The 16,390-nt window shown below is 46.7% G+C and carries 12 protein-coding genes and 1 pseudogene; 1 reads left to right on the plus strand and 12 read right to left on the minus strand.

Going from position 1 to position 16,390, the window contains the following annotated elements; translation table 11 throughout:
* Positions 1–91 precede the first annotated feature (91 nt).
* The 10 genes and pseudogenes from OSC7112_RS01105 to rpmH form a co-directional block, all read right to left on the minus strand.
* Positions 92–4,423, minus strand: a complete 4,332-nt coding sequence (locus OSC7112_RS01105) for a non-ribosomal peptide synthetase (RefSeq protein WP_015174188.1) — start codon at positions 4,421–4,423, stop codon at positions 92–94.
* Between the two features lie 326 nt (positions 4,424–4,749).
* Positions 4,750–5,293 (minus strand): annotated as a pseudogene (locus OSC7112_RS01110) (transposase); the annotation flags it as partial.
* 1,059 nt (positions 5,294–6,352) lie between these two features.
* A complete protein-coding gene (locus tag OSC7112_RS01115; RefSeq protein ID WP_015174189.1) occupies positions 6,353–6,814 on the minus strand; it encodes an SH3 domain-containing protein in 462 nt (153 codons plus the stop codon).
* A 168-nt stretch (positions 6,815–6,982) separates the two neighbouring features.
* Positions 6,983–8,491, minus strand: a complete 1,509-nt coding sequence (locus OSC7112_RS01120) for a Ycf46 family AAA ATPase (RefSeq protein ID WP_015174190.1) — start codon at positions 8,489–8,491, stop codon at positions 6,983–6,985.
* A 163-nt stretch (positions 8,492–8,654) separates the two neighbouring features.
* Positions 8,655–9,167 (minus strand): YceD family protein, encoded by a 513-nt coding sequence (locus OSC7112_RS01125; RefSeq protein ID WP_015174191.1) that lies wholly within the window; start codon positions 9,165–9,167, stop codon positions 8,655–8,657.
* 97 nt (positions 9,168–9,264) lie between these two features.
* Positions 9,265–9,738 (minus strand): Jag family protein, encoded by a 474-nt coding sequence (locus tag OSC7112_RS01130; RefSeq protein WP_015174192.1) that lies wholly within the window; start codon positions 9,736–9,738, stop codon positions 9,265–9,267.
* Positions 9,739–9,749: 11 nt separating this feature from the next.
* Positions 9,750–10,898: a membrane protein insertase YidC gene (gene yidC / locus OSC7112_RS01135; protein WP_015174193.1), complete on the minus strand. Its 1,149-nt coding sequence runs from the start codon at positions 10,896–10,898 to the stop codon at positions 9,750–9,752.
* Positions 10,899–11,101: 203 nt separating this feature from the next.
* Positions 11,102–11,494, minus strand: a complete 393-nt coding sequence (locus OSC7112_RS01140; protein ID WP_015174194.1) for a PH domain-containing protein — start codon at positions 11,492–11,494, stop codon at positions 11,102–11,104.
* Positions 11,466–11,870 carry a ribonuclease P protein component gene (gene rnpA, locus OSC7112_RS01145; protein WP_015174195.1) on the minus strand — a complete coding sequence of 135 codons (405 nt, stop codon included), beginning with the start codon at positions 11,868–11,870 and terminating at the stop codon, positions 11,466–11,468. Before rnpA ends, OSC7112_RS01140 begins: the two co-directional genes overlap by 29 nt.
* 42 nt (positions 11,871–11,912) lie before the next feature.
* Positions 11,913–12,050: a 50S ribosomal protein L34 gene (gene rpmH, locus OSC7112_RS01150; RefSeq protein ID WP_015174196.1), complete on the minus strand. Its 138-nt coding sequence runs from the start codon at positions 12,048–12,050 to the stop codon at positions 11,913–11,915.
* Positions 12,051–12,336: 286 nt separating this feature from the next.
* On the opposite strand from rpmH, the gene OSC7112_RS34260 reads away from it, so the two are divergent.
* On the plus strand, positions 12,337–13,470 hold the full coding sequence (locus tag OSC7112_RS34260) for a DUF4365 domain-containing protein (protein ID WP_015174197.1): 1,134 nt from the start codon (positions 12,337–12,339) through the stop codon (positions 13,468–13,470).
* 230 nt (positions 13,471–13,700) lie between these two features.
* On the opposite strand, the gene OSC7112_RS01160 is transcribed toward OSC7112_RS34260, so the two are convergent.
* Positions 13,701–15,383: an HlyD family secretion protein gene (locus OSC7112_RS01160; protein ID WP_015174198.1), complete on the minus strand. Its 1,683-nt coding sequence runs from the start codon at positions 15,381–15,383 to the stop codon at positions 13,701–13,703.
* Positions 15,384–15,546: 163 nt separating this feature from the next.
* Positions 15,547–16,017: a MarR family winged helix-turn-helix transcriptional regulator gene (locus OSC7112_RS01165; RefSeq protein WP_015174199.1), complete on the minus strand. Its 471-nt coding sequence runs from the start codon at positions 16,015–16,017 to the stop codon at positions 15,547–15,549.
* Positions 16,018–16,390 lie beyond the last annotated feature (373 nt).

The raw sequence follows: 16,390 nt of genomic DNA on the forward strand, positions 1-16,390 counted from the left end.
GCGATCGCCACTTTCTCTATTAAGCGTAGCTTAATAGAGAAATGGTATGAGCTGCTGCATACTAGAGGCAGATAGCAGCTCAGATCGCAGCCTAAAGTTTGGCGAAGGCTCGATCGATATGCACTCTCATTTTTTCCGCCAAGAGATGGACATTGGGTTTTTGAAGGATACTTAGATGATTTCCAGGGATATCATATATGTCTAATCCTCCAACCAAATATTCATTCCAGTTTTCCAAAGTGCTAAAGTGACTTTCCTCCATCGCCCGGAACAAAATCGCCCTGCCTGGGTAAGGCTGTAGCCTGTAACTGTTGAAAGCGTAATTCCGAAACTCTAATCGAGGATCTACAGGATCGTTATTCATGTTAGAAGTCGATTTAGTCTTCTGAAATTGTTGTATCTTTTGGAAAACATAGGAAAACCCTTTTTCGCGCAGCTTTTTGGCATGAAAAGCCAGCTTCTGACTCAATGACAGTTCGTTTTTCCCTGGAATCGCACTATCCAAAAGGCACAGTAAAGCTACTTCCTCACCCTGTAAATGAAGTTGATGTGCCATTTCAAAGGCTACTAAGCCACCCAAGGACTCACCCGCTAGGAGGTAAGGGCCTGTAGGCTGATGTGTTTGTATCTCTTTGAGGTAGCGAGTTGCCATATCTGCAATACTCACTTGCATTGGTGGTTTGTCAAGTTCCTTCCTTTGGAACATACTGACTTCCTCGTTGAGATAGACTCCATAACAAGTCAGGTCTTCGCCGAGGTGTCTTGACAAATCATAGTAAAGGAATATGCCGTAAATAAAGAACACAGGAAGCTTGGAACTGCCTTGCTGAATCGTGACTAAAGCCTGCGAAGAAGACAAGCATCCTTGTTCGCGAAGGGTGTTAGCCAACTGCTTAATCGTTGGCGATTGGAAAAGGATAGCTAAAGATAGCTCTTGCTTGTAGGTTTCCTCTATTTCACGAAGTAGCGATATCGCTAATAGGGAATGTCCTCCCAGCTCGAAGAAATTATCTGTCGTACTGATGGGTGAAGTATGCAATACTTTTTCCCAAATCTTGATGAGTTGAACTTCCAAATCATCCTGAGGACTGGCAAATTTTCTTGGCTGTTCTGGTGTTGCTTGAGTTGTAGTGGCTGGCGGATATAGAGGCGTGGGAGTGGCGGGTGTGATTGGTGGTTGGGCCGATTGTTGAGGTGCGGGTAGAGCTTTACGATCGACCTTACCATTAGGTGTTAGAGGTAGAGCTTCCAAGAAAACGAAGATAGACGGCACCATATATTCTGGTACGTACTCCTTGAGCAGACTTCGCAGTTCTTGGATGGTTGGGTTCTGATTGTTGACGGCTACAATATAACCCACTAGACGCTTGTCGCCAGGAAAATCTTCCCTGACGATGACCACCGCCTGCTGCACATGGGGATGTTTGACCAAAACAGACTCGATTTCACCGAGTTCGATGCGAAAACCGCGAATTTTGACTTGAAAATCTAGGCGACCCAAACACTCAATATTTCCATCTGGCAAATAACGCGCTAAGTCCCCCGTCTTGTAGATTCGTTCGGTTTCCCGAAAGGGATTAGGAATAAATCTCTCTGTCGTTAAATCGTCACGTTGCAAATAGCCTCGGGCTAATCCTGCACCACCAATATGTAATTCCCCAGCCACCCCAACGGGAACGGGTTGCAGGAGAGGATCTAAGATGTAGATATCGGTGTTGGCGATCGGCTTACCAATTAAAATTCGCTGTTGGGCATCTTTGATTTGATAAACCGTTGACCAAACTGTTGTTTCTGTCGGCCCGTACATATTCCAAAGTTCCGTACCTTTGGTTAACAATTGGGCAGCCAATTCTTTAGGGATGGCTTCCCCACCGGAGAGCATTTTCATCGGGGACTGACCTTCCCAACCCGATTCCAGCAATAATCGCCAAGTGGCTGGGGTCGCTTGCAGGATCGTAATCCCCGATTGGGCGATCGTCTTTAATAACTTTCTGCCATCCATGGCAGCTTCCCGACTCAGGATGACAACCTGCGCTCCCACAGTCAGGGGTAAGTACAGTTCTAAGACTGCAATATCAAAAGAGAGAGTCGTGACAGACAGCAAAATATCCGCCTCACAGATTCCCGGTTGCTGGCGCATCGAATTTAAAAAATTGACGGCCCCGCGGTGAAGAACTTGTACGCCTTTGGGCTTACCCGTAGAACCAGACGTGTAAATGACGTAGGCCATATTTTCTGGCGTAACATTTGCGATCGGTGTTTCCTCACTCTCTTGGGCAATGAGAGACCAATCCGCATCCAAACAGATGACCAATGCTTCTTTGGCTGCTGTGGTAGGCAGGTTCTTGACAAGCTGCTGTTGTGTTAACAATAGTTTGGCTTTGGAATTCTCGATCATGTATTCCACGCGATCGGGAGGGTAGTTCGGGTCTATGGGAACATAGGCTCCGCCCGCCTTCAGCACACCTAATAATCCCACCAGCATTTCCAGAGAACGCTCGACACAAATGCCAACTAAATCATCCGGTTTTACCCCTTTTTTTTGTAAATAGTGGGCCAGTTGATTGGAGCGTTGATGCAGTTCTTGGTAAGTTAATGTTTGACCTTCACAGGAAACCGCTATTTTCTCTGGAGTTGCTTCTGATTGTTGAGTCACTAAGTCGTGGAGGCATCGATCTTGTGATTCATCTGTTTGAGTCTGATTCCATTCTACCAGCAACAAATTTTTCTCTTTGTCTGGCAACAGCGGCAATGCAGAAATCGGTAGTTCTGGATGAGCCACAATGCCTGCCAACAAAATCTGGAAATGCTCGTTCATTCGTTCAATGGTTTCTGCATTAAACAAATCCGTGCTGTAAGACCAACTCCCCTCCAATCCTTCGCTGGTTGGTTTTAAGAATAAAGTTAAGTCAAATTTTCCTTCGTTGTTTTCAATCACCCACGGACTTGCGGTTAATCTTGACAGATCGATCCTTTGGAATGGAATATTTTCCTCAAAGACAAAGGTCACTTGAAACAGAGGGGCATAGCTTAAGTCGGGCTGGGGACAAAATTCATCTACCAACAAACAATAGGGTACATCTTGATAGGCTTGCGCTAACAAAACGACTTTCCGCACTCGTCCCAGAAACTCTGGGAACGTGGGATTACCCGACATATCTGTACGAAGGGGGACGGCATTGACAAAATTTTCTGCATTCACACGGCTCACAAAGGGGGAGCCAACAATCACGTCTTCGGTACATGTGTAGCGATAGAGCAAGATATTAAACGCGGCTAACAGGGTTGTTGATAGGGCGACCCCTTCCTGGCCGCCCAATTGGCTGAGGGCTGCCGTGATTTCTTGAGAAATGCGAAAAGACAGAGAAGATCCCTGGAGCGATTGCTCTGGGGGGCGCGGCCGGTCAGTGGGTAGGGGTAATAAAGGAGGGGCTCCAGCAAGTTGTTTTTTCCAATAGGCTAAGGAGTCTTGAAAGGGGAGCTTTCGTAGCTCTGACATCAGAGCTGTATAGGATGTTTCGTAGATTGCCCGATCGATACATTGCAATTTGGGATCGTAATACAAGATCAATCTCAGAATACCCAAGGCTGCAACCCATTTTTTAGCTGCTATATATTTCAGGATTTCGTAAGGCAATCGATTGCCAAAAAGCTTGATCCAGTGGTGTTTACCCTGCTCATAGGCAACTATATATTCTTTGTTTTCAGTTTGTTGAACGTAACTCCATTGCTGATAATGATCTCGGATTGCATGGATCAGAAAGTAGGTCGATTTACTGGATATGTTATTGCCTGTGTAGCGATATTGAGAAACGACTTGACCGTGGAAATAGATAGGAAAATTACGGGCAATTCGCAGACATAAATTGTAATCTTCGGTCGCTAATACACTTGGGTCAAATGCACCGATAGACTCAATGGCGACAGTATCGAGGGCAGCACGGCGAAACATAATACAACCGCATTGAACCCTATGCCGGATAGCCAAAAGGGTTTCATAATTAGCAACTTCAGGCTGATTCTCATATTTCTCTTCTACTTTGTATGAGCCATCGGGTTGAATGGAATAGAAGAAATAACGACCAAATACCAAGCCCATCTCTGGCATGGCGTTGAGATGCTTGACTCCAATCTCAATCGCTTCAGGCAAAAGGCAGTCATCACTATCCAGGAAGAGAAGATACTCTCCCGTACTAATCTGCAGACCAGTATTGCGTGCAGTAGCATGGCCTCGGTTGTTTTGATAGAAGTATTTTACTTTCGGGTAGCGATCGCAGATTTCTTTCGTCTCATCAGTAGAGCCATCGTCTACTACAATGACCTCAAAATGAGGGTAGCTTTGTTCAAGTACGCTCTCAATTGCTTCCGGCAAAAATTTGGCGCTGTTATAGGAGGGAATTACTACTGATACGTTTTTGGTCATTTTTTATACTCCAAAAAATGTGTCAAATGTCGATCGCTGCAGCCAGTATTAACAATTTATCTTTCCGAAATCTATCTGTCCAGACATCCATCTCTCACAACACTGTAAAGGTAGGGGAAACGTCCGGATTTGGCGAGAGGGAGAGGGCTTTACTATCCTGCTCTGGCAATTGGGTCGATCGATCTGCACAGGTAATTAGGGTTTGCTGAAAAAGTTATAAAAAGTAGGGTTGGGAAATGAACAAGAGGCCCGTATTCCTCACATTATAAGCCCTGCTTTACTTCGATTATTTAATGCTTAGCTACAGTTACTCCTTCTCGATAAAATCATAATATTTGGGAAAATTGACACAAAAAAAGATAGTCAAACTGCCTCAGCAGCTTCACCAGGTTAATCACTAAAAATGTAAGAGTAATAGAAGTTTCAGAAGTATTTGATAGTTTAGCCATGACTCGATTCAGGCTGAATCTTCTTTTGCCCTGTCCAAATTTTCCCTCAATTTCGTTGCGAATGCGCTCGTCTTCTTGTGCTTGTTTTTTAGCTTGAAGGCTGACTGGGGAAGGCGGTCTTCCTAACCGAGGAGCGCTGAGTCTAATTCCCCTTTCTTTACACCAAGCTCGATTGACTCGGGTGCGATAAATTTTATCAGCGTGAACCGATTCCGGGTCAACTCCCGTATATTCTTTGTCAGCTTCCACTTGTCCAATCAAATCTCCACTTTCATTATAGTTTTCCCAGCTAATTTTTTCGAGGAATACATACTACACAACTGACTGATAACTTGGCTCCGAATTCCGTAGGACTTCCTGACTTGCCTCTGACGATTGGACGGATATGAGGTTGTGTTAAAGTGACAATCCGATGTTCGATTCTTTTTTGGGCGTTGCTGAATACAGGTATGAATTCAAGATTTCGGCATTGCCATAAGCCCGCTTGAGGGTGAGTTTTGTAAGGCCTCCTGAGTTTTAGGTGATAGTAAAAATAAAAATTCCCGTGGGAAAAGCTCGAAAGCCTTCGTGAACCAGAGGCTGACACTAACGTTTCCACGAGCAATTGAGAAGAGCCAATTTATTCGTCTACTAGAGAGTTGCTGACGACAATCTTGATGCCCTATGGCTTCTTGAGTAAGTTTTATTGTACCAACACATCATACCATAGATAGATGACACGGCAATAAGTATTTATATTCAGGGCAAGCGTGAATCAGTTGGAAAAGTAAACACTGTATGGGTTCACGGGGTGACAACCCCCTCAAATTCCCAAGCTTCCCAAAAATCGCTGTAGCAGATGGCACGCTGGCGGTAAACTGCCAGTAAGGATTGCCCGCATCCCCGGCTCTGGTGAGTTTTAGCGGATAATAAAAATAAAACTTCCCGTGGGAAATGCCCGAAAGCCTTCGTGAGCCAGAGGCTGACACTACCGTTTTCACCAGAAATCCTGAGAAGCCTTTTGTAACATCAAGCGAAAAGTTGATTCATACCGTGAATCAGCAACGCCCAACAGTTAACTCTTTGATATGGACTGGGCTGGTCCTATAGCGCGTCGCGTGAGAACCCCGGTCTTTCCCGCAGGGTATGAAACGCACTTGTAGCCTTTAGGCTACGAGTCTGTGTTATAATAATTGAGCAATGCCGAACAAGTAGGCGTATCAACTACGTGATGAACTATTCCTAGTACGGTGAGATTCCCGGCAGTAAGACACCCTCAGCGTTCATCGTCTGAGAAAGACTAAGGCACAGCCAAGCAACGCAGGATAGTGAGCGTACCGAACTGGCAAGCGTGTTGAAAAGTGCGAACGAAAGCATACAAAAAGTAAGCGTAATTGCAACACCGAAAGGTAGTTGTTTTGAACGTCTAGAGGTGTCTTGACAGCACCTTTAAGAGTGTTAAAGTTTCTCAAGAATCTCCGTACCTTCAGGTCGGAGAGTGTCAATCCCCCTCAACTTTTTCAGTATTGCCGCCCTTGACCCAACCTTCGCGATTGCCATCCTCAACTCGAATGCGCTGCCACTCTTTGTCGGGCGACTCTTCCAAAACCACAACTTTTTCTTTGTAACCAACACCGCCAATGCGGTTCGCGTCTCGGCTACCTGTATCCCGGAGAATTAAGCCGATCGGCTGAGTCACCAGAGCTCGGTAAGCTCCCGGTTCCAGCGGTTTCGGAGATGGGGCATCGCTAGATGTAGACACAGGGCTAGCCTGGGCTGTTGACTGCGGCGCAGCGCCGGCAACCTGAGCTGGTGTTTTGTCGTTGGAAAAAACAGGTTTTTCGGGCACAGTAGTTAGCTTAGCGGCAAAGTAAAGTGCAGCAGCCACGCTAGCACCTGCCATCAGGACGATCGCGAGCAGAAAACCCACTAAAAATTTGAAAACGCTATATACACTGTTCATAAAACCGCAAAAGAGGGAAGAAGGAAGAAGGAAGAAGGAAGAAGGAAGGAGGAAGAAGGAAGGAGGAAGAAGGTTGACTGTTGAGTGTTGACTGCTGAATGTTGAGTAAAATCTGATAACTGCCAACTGACAACTGGCTACTAACTACTGACTACTGACTTCAAAAGCTTAACCTTGAATCCGGCGGCTCAAACTGCCGTATCTAGAAGCAAGGCGAGCTTTCCCAGCAGCGGCCCAATCTTGGAGAAACTGGATTTGTTCTTGAGCCGTTCTGGCTAAGGGCACCATCTGACTAGCTGATTCTAAAATATCATCTGTCGTAAAGTCTCGATTTTGGCTAAACCCAATGTGCATTGCTTCAATCAAAGTTTGCTCGATTTCCGCCCCTGAAAAATCGGGAGTTTCGTAAGCCAAGCGCTCTAAATCGTAATTTTTGATGCTGTGCGATCGCAACCGCAACAAATGTACCTCAAAAATCGCCCGCCGTTCCTCCTGGCTGGGCAAACCCACAAAAAATATTTCGTCAAACCTGCCTTTTCTCAGCATTTCTGGAGGCAAAGACTGGATGTTGTTGGCTGTTGCTACCACAAACACCGGCGAAGTTTTTTCTGCCAACCAAGTAATAAAAGTCCCGAACACCCGGCTGGTTGTCCCGGAATCCCCTTTACCGTCTAATCCCGCAAAAGCTTTGTCAATCTCGTCAATCCACAGCACGCAGGGGGCCAAAGCTTCCGCTAGCTGAATCATTTGCCGGGTGCGGGATTCCGATTCTCCGACTAATCCGGCAAACAAGCGCCCGACATCCAAGCGCAGTAAAGGCAAATGCCAGTGGTGGGCGATCGCCTTTGCTGTTAAGGATTTTCCGGTTCCTTGAATTCCGACTAACAACAAACCTCTGGGATGCGGCAAACCGTATTGGCGGGCTTGTTCGGTAAAAGCACCGCCGCGCCGCAGCAGCCATTCTTTGAGATTGTCCAAACCGCCGATATCGGATATATTTTCGCGGGCTGGGTAAAAATCCAGAATTTGAGTTTGGCGAATTGTTTGGCGCTTTTCTTCTAAAATTAGTTCCGCGTCGTCGGGATGGAGTTCGCCTCTGGTGGCGATCGCCTTTGCCAAAACTCGGCGGATTCGTTCGATCGACAGCCCTTGACATGACCGCACTGTTTCGTCCAGGAAACGCCCTTCAATGGCTTGTCCGGTAGCCCCTAACAGCCTTTCTACCTCCACTTTGATTTCCGCCGCCGCAGGCAGGGGAAATTCCAAAACTGTCATCACTTCGCTGAGGTCTTCCGGGATCGAAATTAGAGGAGATACGATGACAATATTTTTGGGCACAGATTTGAGGAGTCTCGCCAAATTCCGCAGCTTGCGGGAAATCGATACATCTTCCAAAAACCGCTGAAAGTCGCGCAGAATAAAAATTGCCGGCGCGGTGGCTGGTAATTTTTCGAGAAATTCCAAAGCTTGCAGCGGGTTGCGCTTGCCAAAACCGGCATCGTTGGGATTGCCTTGGTAGCCATCTACAAAATCCCAGATGTAGACGGCGCGAGAACCTTGTTTTTTGGCACTTTGGGCGATCGCCGCTTCTACGCGCTCTTCCTCCCGTGTGGCAATGTAAATTAGGGGGTAGCGCGATCGCAGCAGTAGTTCAAACTCGTCGCTAAAAATAGTCATTAGTCATCAGTCATTGGTTATTAGTCCTTAGTCATTAGTCCTTAGTCATTAGTCCTTAGTTATTAGTTATTAGATGTTAGCCGATGTGATTTTTTTGCAGTCCTTATTCCACAGTTATTAGTTATTAGCTGCTGACTGCTGACTGCTGACTAATGACTAATGACTAAGACAATTGCCGTTTAAGTGCTTCCAGAGACGCCCAGCGACTGTCTGAGACTGTTTCAGTGCTTTCTGTATTTGTATCATCAGTTAAAGAAATTCCAGGACATTCAGTATCGCATATCTGTTTGTGCGGCAGTTCCAAACACATTTGCTCGTACACCCAATCGCCCGGAGAGAAATAGCCAGTTGGCGACAAATTTTCCACCAAATCTTCTAAAGCAACTTCTATTTCTGCTGAACTTGAATCTGTTTGATTTGCTGTTTCTTCGAGCCAGATTAGTTCTGATGAGTTGAGGGCCAAACGATGATTGTATTGTTTCAAGCATCTGTGGCATGTGAGAGTAACAATTGTTTCTGCTTTCGCCTTCACCTCAAGATAATTCCCTTGGTGAGTCACTTGCAGTCGCCCTCGCACCGGAGTAAGAGTTTCTAAATCGGGGATAAATTCTTCAAAATCAATGACTTCTTTCCGCTCACTTTTTGTGAGTAGATGAGGGATATAAATTGTCTCCATAATCTTTTGCCTTCCTACTTCTTGAATTCAAAGGTCAAAAGGAATAGTTTATGTTTAACTTCTTCCTTCTTCCTTCTTCCTTCTTCCCTCTTTAGCGTCAGCGCAGCCGCACTACCAAACGCCGATCGGGTTCTTGTCCTTGACTGTAAGTTTCTATATCCTCACATTCGCTCAAAAAGCTGTGGACTTGACGGCGTTCGGCAGAAGACAGCGATTTTATTTCAACTTCAACTCCCGTCGATCGGGCTTGATCTGCTGCGTACTCTGCCATCGATCGCAATTCCTCTTGGCGGCGGATGCGATAGCCATTTAGTTCAACTGTATAAGGAATTGACTCCTCTACTTCCTGACCTATATTCTGAACCGTATTGCATAGGTACTGAATGGCATCTATTACATTACCGTTTGGCCCGACTAAGATTGCAACTTGTTCTCGAGTCAGATTGCTTTCATCTATTGTCATCCAATAGCAATCTTCTCGTTGTTCGCATACCACTTTTGAAGGAATTGCGGACAGTTGTAGCAATTCTTCTAACCATGCCTGTCCGCGCTGCATTTGAGAGTCTTTCATTGTTGTTAAAATCAAGCCTTTTTCTTAGAACGCTTGGGCTCAAAGGGAAGTGCATCTAATCCTTGTTCTTTTTGGGTTTTCGCCTCTGCTTCGTCCACTATTTTTTGCAGGTTTTCCGGCAGGGGTTCTCGCGACAAAATAAACGCCTGAACTGTCTGGAAGATGTTAGCAATCAGCATATACATCAACACGCCGGCGGGCAGCGGGAAGAACAAAAACATCCCCGAAAATATGACAGGCGTCAGTTTGTTGACTGTAGCCTGTTGGGGGTTGTCGTTTGGCCCTTGTGCTTGTCCTGAAAGGGTTTGGTTGATATACAAACTGATGCCGAAGCCCAGGATCATTACCAAAATATCCCAGTGGATTGTACCGTCTGAGTCGATCGCGCCAACGCGGCCTAGAGCTTCAATAAACAGGAATCCTTTGTTACTAGCCAATCCGGGGATTGTGCCTTGAACTGTGGCTTCACCTGGGGCTAAGGCAGTGATGTTGCCCTGTTCATCTACCTTGACCACTTCTTCGCCTTTGATGACTTTCCAGCCTGGTTCAAAGTCGATTTCGCTCTTATTTTCTGCCGCTAAAACTTTGAGAGGTTTGCCCTCTGGGGTTTGAAAATTAATCTTAGTTGTGTCGCCGACTGCGAGTTTCTCGCCGCCTGGAATTACGCCCACAACAGGAGCATGAAAAGTACCTGTGACGTAAATATTTTGTGGCGGTGTAGCAAAAGCTTGCGGTTGAACTGTTTCGATTTGTTCTTTCGGCAAAACTTGAACGTTGACGCTGTAATTTATGTCAGAAAACGGCGAACCCCGGAGCGTTGCAAACAGTGCAAACAGCACTGGCATTTGCAGCACCAACGGGAAGCATCCTGCTAGAGGATTACCAAATTCTTTGTATACCTTGCTCATTTCCTCCTGCTGTTTGGCAGGATTGTCTTTATAGAGTTTTTGAATTTGATCTACTCGCTCTTTCATCAACGGCTGCGCTACTTTCATGCGCCGCATATTGCGAAGAGAGCCTGCGTTGAGAGGATAAAGAGCAAAGCGAATCACAAGCGTCAGAGCTACGATCGCTAAACCGTAGCTTGGCACGATCCCGTAGAAAAAATCTAGGATCGGGAGCATGAGGTTGTTGGAGAGAAACGAGATACCGAAATCCATTCGCTTTGAGTTAATTTAGGTGCTCTATGTTTGCTGTTGAGAACTATTTTTACCCGCTGGAGGCGAGCCGCCTCAATTTTTAGGGTTTTGTCTCTATCTTAGGACATTGCCCGTCGATCGACCGCCCAGTCTGCGGGTTTGTTGTAATGAGTTTGCCAATACTCGCAATCACTTTACCCTGATTTGAGGGCGAAGCGGTGCGGTTATTTAGCTTGGGCCGCGTTTGCTTTTTGAGCTGCTACGGGCAGTTTTTCGTTAATGTAGTCATACATTGCTCGAAATTTCGGCATAGCTCTGAGTTCCAAGCGGCTGCCATTTTTCATGGTGAGCACCATGTCTCCGTAAGTCCCGAAACCGCGAGGTACTGTGACGATTTTGACTATATCTGAGTAGATAACGTCTGTCCGATCGCCCCCCATCCAACCGCTAGTTACGGACACTCGGCGGCTCGTGATCCGATAGCGCAGCCACAGAGCTCGGACAATTGCTCCTACTGCTAGGGGGATTCCCACCACAGTCAGCCCCAGGAGTAAATTGAGGATCAAGTCTCCCGGCGCGGGGCCGCCTTCATAATATACTTCCTCTCGAATTCCCATCTAGTACCTCGGCTTCTACCAACAACTGCTCTAATTCTCGCAGAATTTCTGCATAATTGCACTCTTGTGCGATCGGACGCACGACAATTACTAAATCCCACCCGAATTTTAATCGGGGCAATAGCTGTCGTAAAGCTGCCCGAATCTGACGCTTAATCCGGTTGCGGACTACAGCGCGTTTGCTGACTTTCAGGCTGATGGAAATGCCTGTGCGAGTTGGCTGCAAGGATTTTTCGGCTGTCGGTTTCGCAAATTCGGCGCTTTTTGGTTTACGCAGAGCTCTTAAGCTGAAATGGGCCGAGTTACGGCGCATTCCCTTGCGGTATACGGCGCTGAAGTCTTTTCGGTGCTTAAGTCGGTTTGTATCGGGCAACATGGCGTAGGGCGATCGTTGAGGCCTCTCAACCTTGATGCAGTGCTAGACTGCGAGGCGGTGGCGACCTTTGCTGCGGCGGGCTTTGATTACCAATCGACCAGTTACGGTACGCATTCTGGCGCGAAAACCGGATGTTCTTTTTCTTTTGCGGCTGGTTCCGTGCAGGGTTTGCTGTGTCATTTTGATTTCTCCCGGCTTGTTACTTTACTTTTGATTAATATTCACAATCTTCTAGTTTACCATAGAGTTGTTTTGTTGGCAATAAAATTTTTCACAGTTGAGATGTATTGAGAGTAAGAGTGAAGTTGCGGTATTCTTGTATTATATTAAGTATAATACCGCAACTGCGATACAATTCTAAGTTAGAAAGCCAAAACCATCTTATACTTAAAGTATTTCTATTCCTATTTGCTTTCGCCTGAGATAGCTGTTTAGTTAAGATTGTGAAAAAAGCTCCATTACCGTAATGACAAAGTTACCTAGACGTACAAACTCTCAGAGAATTGGTGGAAGTGCTGCTGACCTTCTTAATTCAGTTTTCACTAATTTTTGTAATGTTATTCCTGTTCCACAAGATCGGGATATGGGGATTGATTTCATTTGTGAGCTTATGCAAGGAGAGTACCCAACTGGAAAGTTATTTAACGTTCAATGCAAAGGTAAAGAAGAGTCTGAACTCAAAGGCGATTCAATTGGATTTGATATTAAGGTAACGACTCTTAATTATTGGTTAATCCTGCCAAATCCAACATTTTTAGTTGTAGTCGATCGTCAAAATTACAATTTCTATTGGTCTTTTCCAAAGGATTTTCTTAGCTCGCTTAATAAAAACTGGCAAGAACAACAAACGGTTTCGATTCCAGTTCCTCTTCAAAATCGTTTTGAGCAAGATGTAGATGCACTGCCTGCTCAATTGGTATCAATAGTTAATATGCACGCTTCAGCTACTCCTCGGCAGGGCGATTATCTTGGAACATTGACGCTGGAATTTGACAGGTCATCCTCGCCAGAGAGAATGACTATCAAAGGATTAATGCATTACTACTTAGAAGGTAGTCGAATCGCTAATGCCAAGTGTGCATATGGAAGCCCTGGTTCTACAGTTACAGTTTATGCACAAACATTCGGTGGTGAAGGATATAGTAAGGAAGTTAAAGCTAGAGCTTGGGGTGAGTTAAAAGCAGGAGAAGCTATCCTACTGCAAATGCCATTTGAAAGAAATTATATTCTTAGTCATGAAACCTTTGAAAAAATATGTTATTTACTAAGCCTTGACTTTACTAATTGCGAGCTACACAAAAATCTCATGTCACCACGCGGAGGTTATCCTGGGGGAAGCATTTCAGTAATAGTAGACGGAAGGCCTATCTCAGCAATAGCTTGGTATGAAATACCACCAGGTAAATTAAATCTTTTCAAGGTGGATGGGCAGTGGTATGCCATTAGCCTTATGGCTAGTAAAACAGTTTCTACGGAAACAACAGAAAGGAAGACGGGTAGTTATCTGCATCCAGATCCGAGAAGGGAAATACTTTGGCACTATTTTGATTTGTCGGGGGGTAAATGCTCTTTACCCTTGAAGTTTCAAAACACGCTTTAAGTTTGACTAGCTGGTGAAGGAGATTTCGGTTTCGTTTTCACTACTATATCCCTAACTTTCTAAGATGATATTGCAAGCGCGATCGCTCCTAAGCGAAAAAAATCAAATCCCCGACTTTTCAAAATTCTCAAACTCCCAGAAGTCGGGGATTCCCTCTGCTATTGACAAAAAATCCAATCCCCGACTTCTAAATTCATCCGTGTATCCGTTTCAACATGGGTGTTCTTCCCTTATTTCAGTTCAACATTTACCGTAGCAGACATCCCCGGTGCAATCCGCGATTCGTAGCCTTTAATGCTTTCGGCATCAAACACAACTTTGACAGGAATCCGCTGCACTACTTTGGTGAAATTGCCCGTAGCATTATCGGGAGGCAATAAGGAAAATTGAGCCCCTGAAGCAGGGGAGAAACTATCGAGATGACCTTCAAATTTGTGACCGCCAAAAGCATCTAATTTGATTTCTACTTTTTGGCCTGGTTTCATGTTTGCCAATTGCGTTTCTTTGAAGTTAGCAACTACCCACAAATCGTTACTTACTATAGCCATTAACGGAGTTCCCGGCTGCACCCGCTGCCCGACTTCAACGGATTTGCGGCCGATTTGTCCGGCGGCTGGTGCGGTGATATTCGTGTAGGAAAGTTGCAGTTGAGCGTCTTTAACCGCGGCTTCCGATTGCCCGATCGCAGCTTTAGCAGCATCATACTGCGATCGGCTGACTTTAGTTTGCTCTCCCGTAGCTTGCGCCTGTTGCAATCCGCCCTTTGATGCAGCAAGTTTGGCTTCGGCGGTGCTGATACCTTCTTGCGCTAGGGCGACTTTAGCTTGAGCGCTGGCGACGCCGACTTGGGCGCGCGCTACTTGGGATTGAGCTTGTTTTACCCCTTCTCGAGCTTGGGCTACTGCTGCTTGGGCTGCGGTTACGCCTTCTTTGGCTTGGGCTAAGCGCGCTCTGGCTTGGGCAATTCCTTGTTGGGCTGCGGTGGTTTGGCCTCGGGCTACTTCGTAGGCGGCTCTGGCTGTGTCTAGCTGCTGGCGGGCGATCGCACCTTCAGACTGCAAGCTTTCGTACCGTTTATAATCAGCTTGCGTCTTGACGAGGTTGGCTTGGGCTTGTACTAGCTGAGCTTGCGCTGCGGCAATGCCAGCTTCGGCTTCCGTCACTTTGGCTTGGGCTTGAGGAATGCCGGCTTCGGCTTGGGCGACTTTGGCTTGGGCGGCGGGTACGCCGGCTTCGGCTTCAGCAACGGTAGCTTCTGCTGCGGGTACGCCTTCCTGGGCTTCTCTGAGTGCTGCTTGGGCGGTGGAAATCGCAGCGTTTGCACCGCTGATGTCTCCTTGGGCTTGGGCTGTTTTGCCTTGGCTGGTTTGAGAGGCTAGGGAAATATTGGCTTCGGCTGCTTCGGCTTGGCGGCGGGCGTTTTCTAAGGCTGCTTGGGCTTGTTGGACTTTAACTTGGTAGTCGCGGGGGTCGAGTTTGATCAGCAGTTGTCCGGGTTTTACTTGTTGGTTGTCTTGTACCAAGACTTCGCTGACAGTACCGTTGACGCGGCTGCTGATTTGGTGGATGTGTCCGGCAACTGTGGCGTTTTCGGTTTCTTGGTGGATGGAGGCGTATTGCCAGTAGCGGTAGCCGAAGCTACCTGCTGCGATCGCCCCTAGCCCCAGTGCTGCGAAAATCAACGGTTTCTTGGACTTTTTCTTGGGTGTTGCAGTCGCCGCTAGGGGTGCTTGCAGTTCTGTTTCTGCGCCTGTTTTGACCTCGGTGGGGGCGCTGATTTCTGTTTCTGGGGCTGGTATGACCGGCACCATTTTAGCTTGGGTGTTGTCGTCTATCTGTTTTTCTAATAGGGCGACTGCTTTGCCGTTGCCGTTGCCGTTGAATTCTGGCTTGATTTCGTTGGTGCCTTTCATGGTAGTTGATTCCTGATACTTTAGTAAGATGTCGTTTGTTTAGGGTACGTACTTTTTATTTAGTAAGACGGCTTTTTGTAAGAGTGCGTAGTATTTTGCGGTTATTTGTAATGTAGTGGAGGTAGATGCTGCTGCACTTCACTCAAAAGATTGATTTGTCGGTTTAGGAGAGATTGACGATCGCCCGATCGATCAGTTGGGAAAAGAGTTCTCGATCGGCCTCTGAAATGCCCTCGACAGCTCGATCTCGGATTTCAGCTACTAGCGGGGGCAATACCTCTTGCAGTTCCCTGCCGGAGTCTGTCAGCCAAATACGCCATATACGGCGATCGCGCGTGTCTCTCTCGCGGCGGACTAGGCCTCTTTCTTCCATGCGATCGATCACGCCTGTCAGTGTCCCGCCTACCTGTTGCAGTTTGTCGCCTATGCTGGAAGTCGGCAAACCGTCTTCTTGCCACAAGCAACACAGTACCAGCCAGTGAAAAGGTGTCAATCCAAAGGGTTCAAGTAACTCTTGCAGCCTGCGACTGCCTAGCTGTGCCAGAAGTTTGAGCCGGTAGCCGAGGCTGTGGGGGGCGAGAACGTCGTGCCACTGAGCTAGATTTATGCGCTCGACAGTGGATGTAATAACCATAGGTTTATTAGTTAGCGTTCGTATTATTAGAGTATGATGTTTTTTGGGGTTTTGTCAAGGGGGCGCAAGCAGATTTTTTGAGGCCGGCAGCTATGCTAAAACCGGGAATCCCCCTGCGACTTAAGTCCCAGGCTAAAAGCTGAAGTCGGTTGAAACAGACTAAAAAATTCAAGCTTAACTGATGGGATGCTCGATCGTTTGCTTTTTAGTCCAATTAAAGTGGACTTTAGCTGTTAGCCAGGGACTTAAGTCCCTGGCGGACTCGCAGGTACACTCGCAGACTGTGGCGCTGCGGAGGATGTGTAGCTTTAGGATGATCGATCGCACGATCGAGCATCACCGTGCAAGCCGGATGTCCGCCCTGGGAAGTGTG

This window comes from Oscillatoria nigro-viridis PCC 7112 (genome assembly GCF_000317475.1).
Lineage (GTDB): Bacteria > Cyanobacteriota > Cyanobacteriia > Cyanobacteriales > Microcoleaceae > Microcoleus > Microcoleus nigroviridis.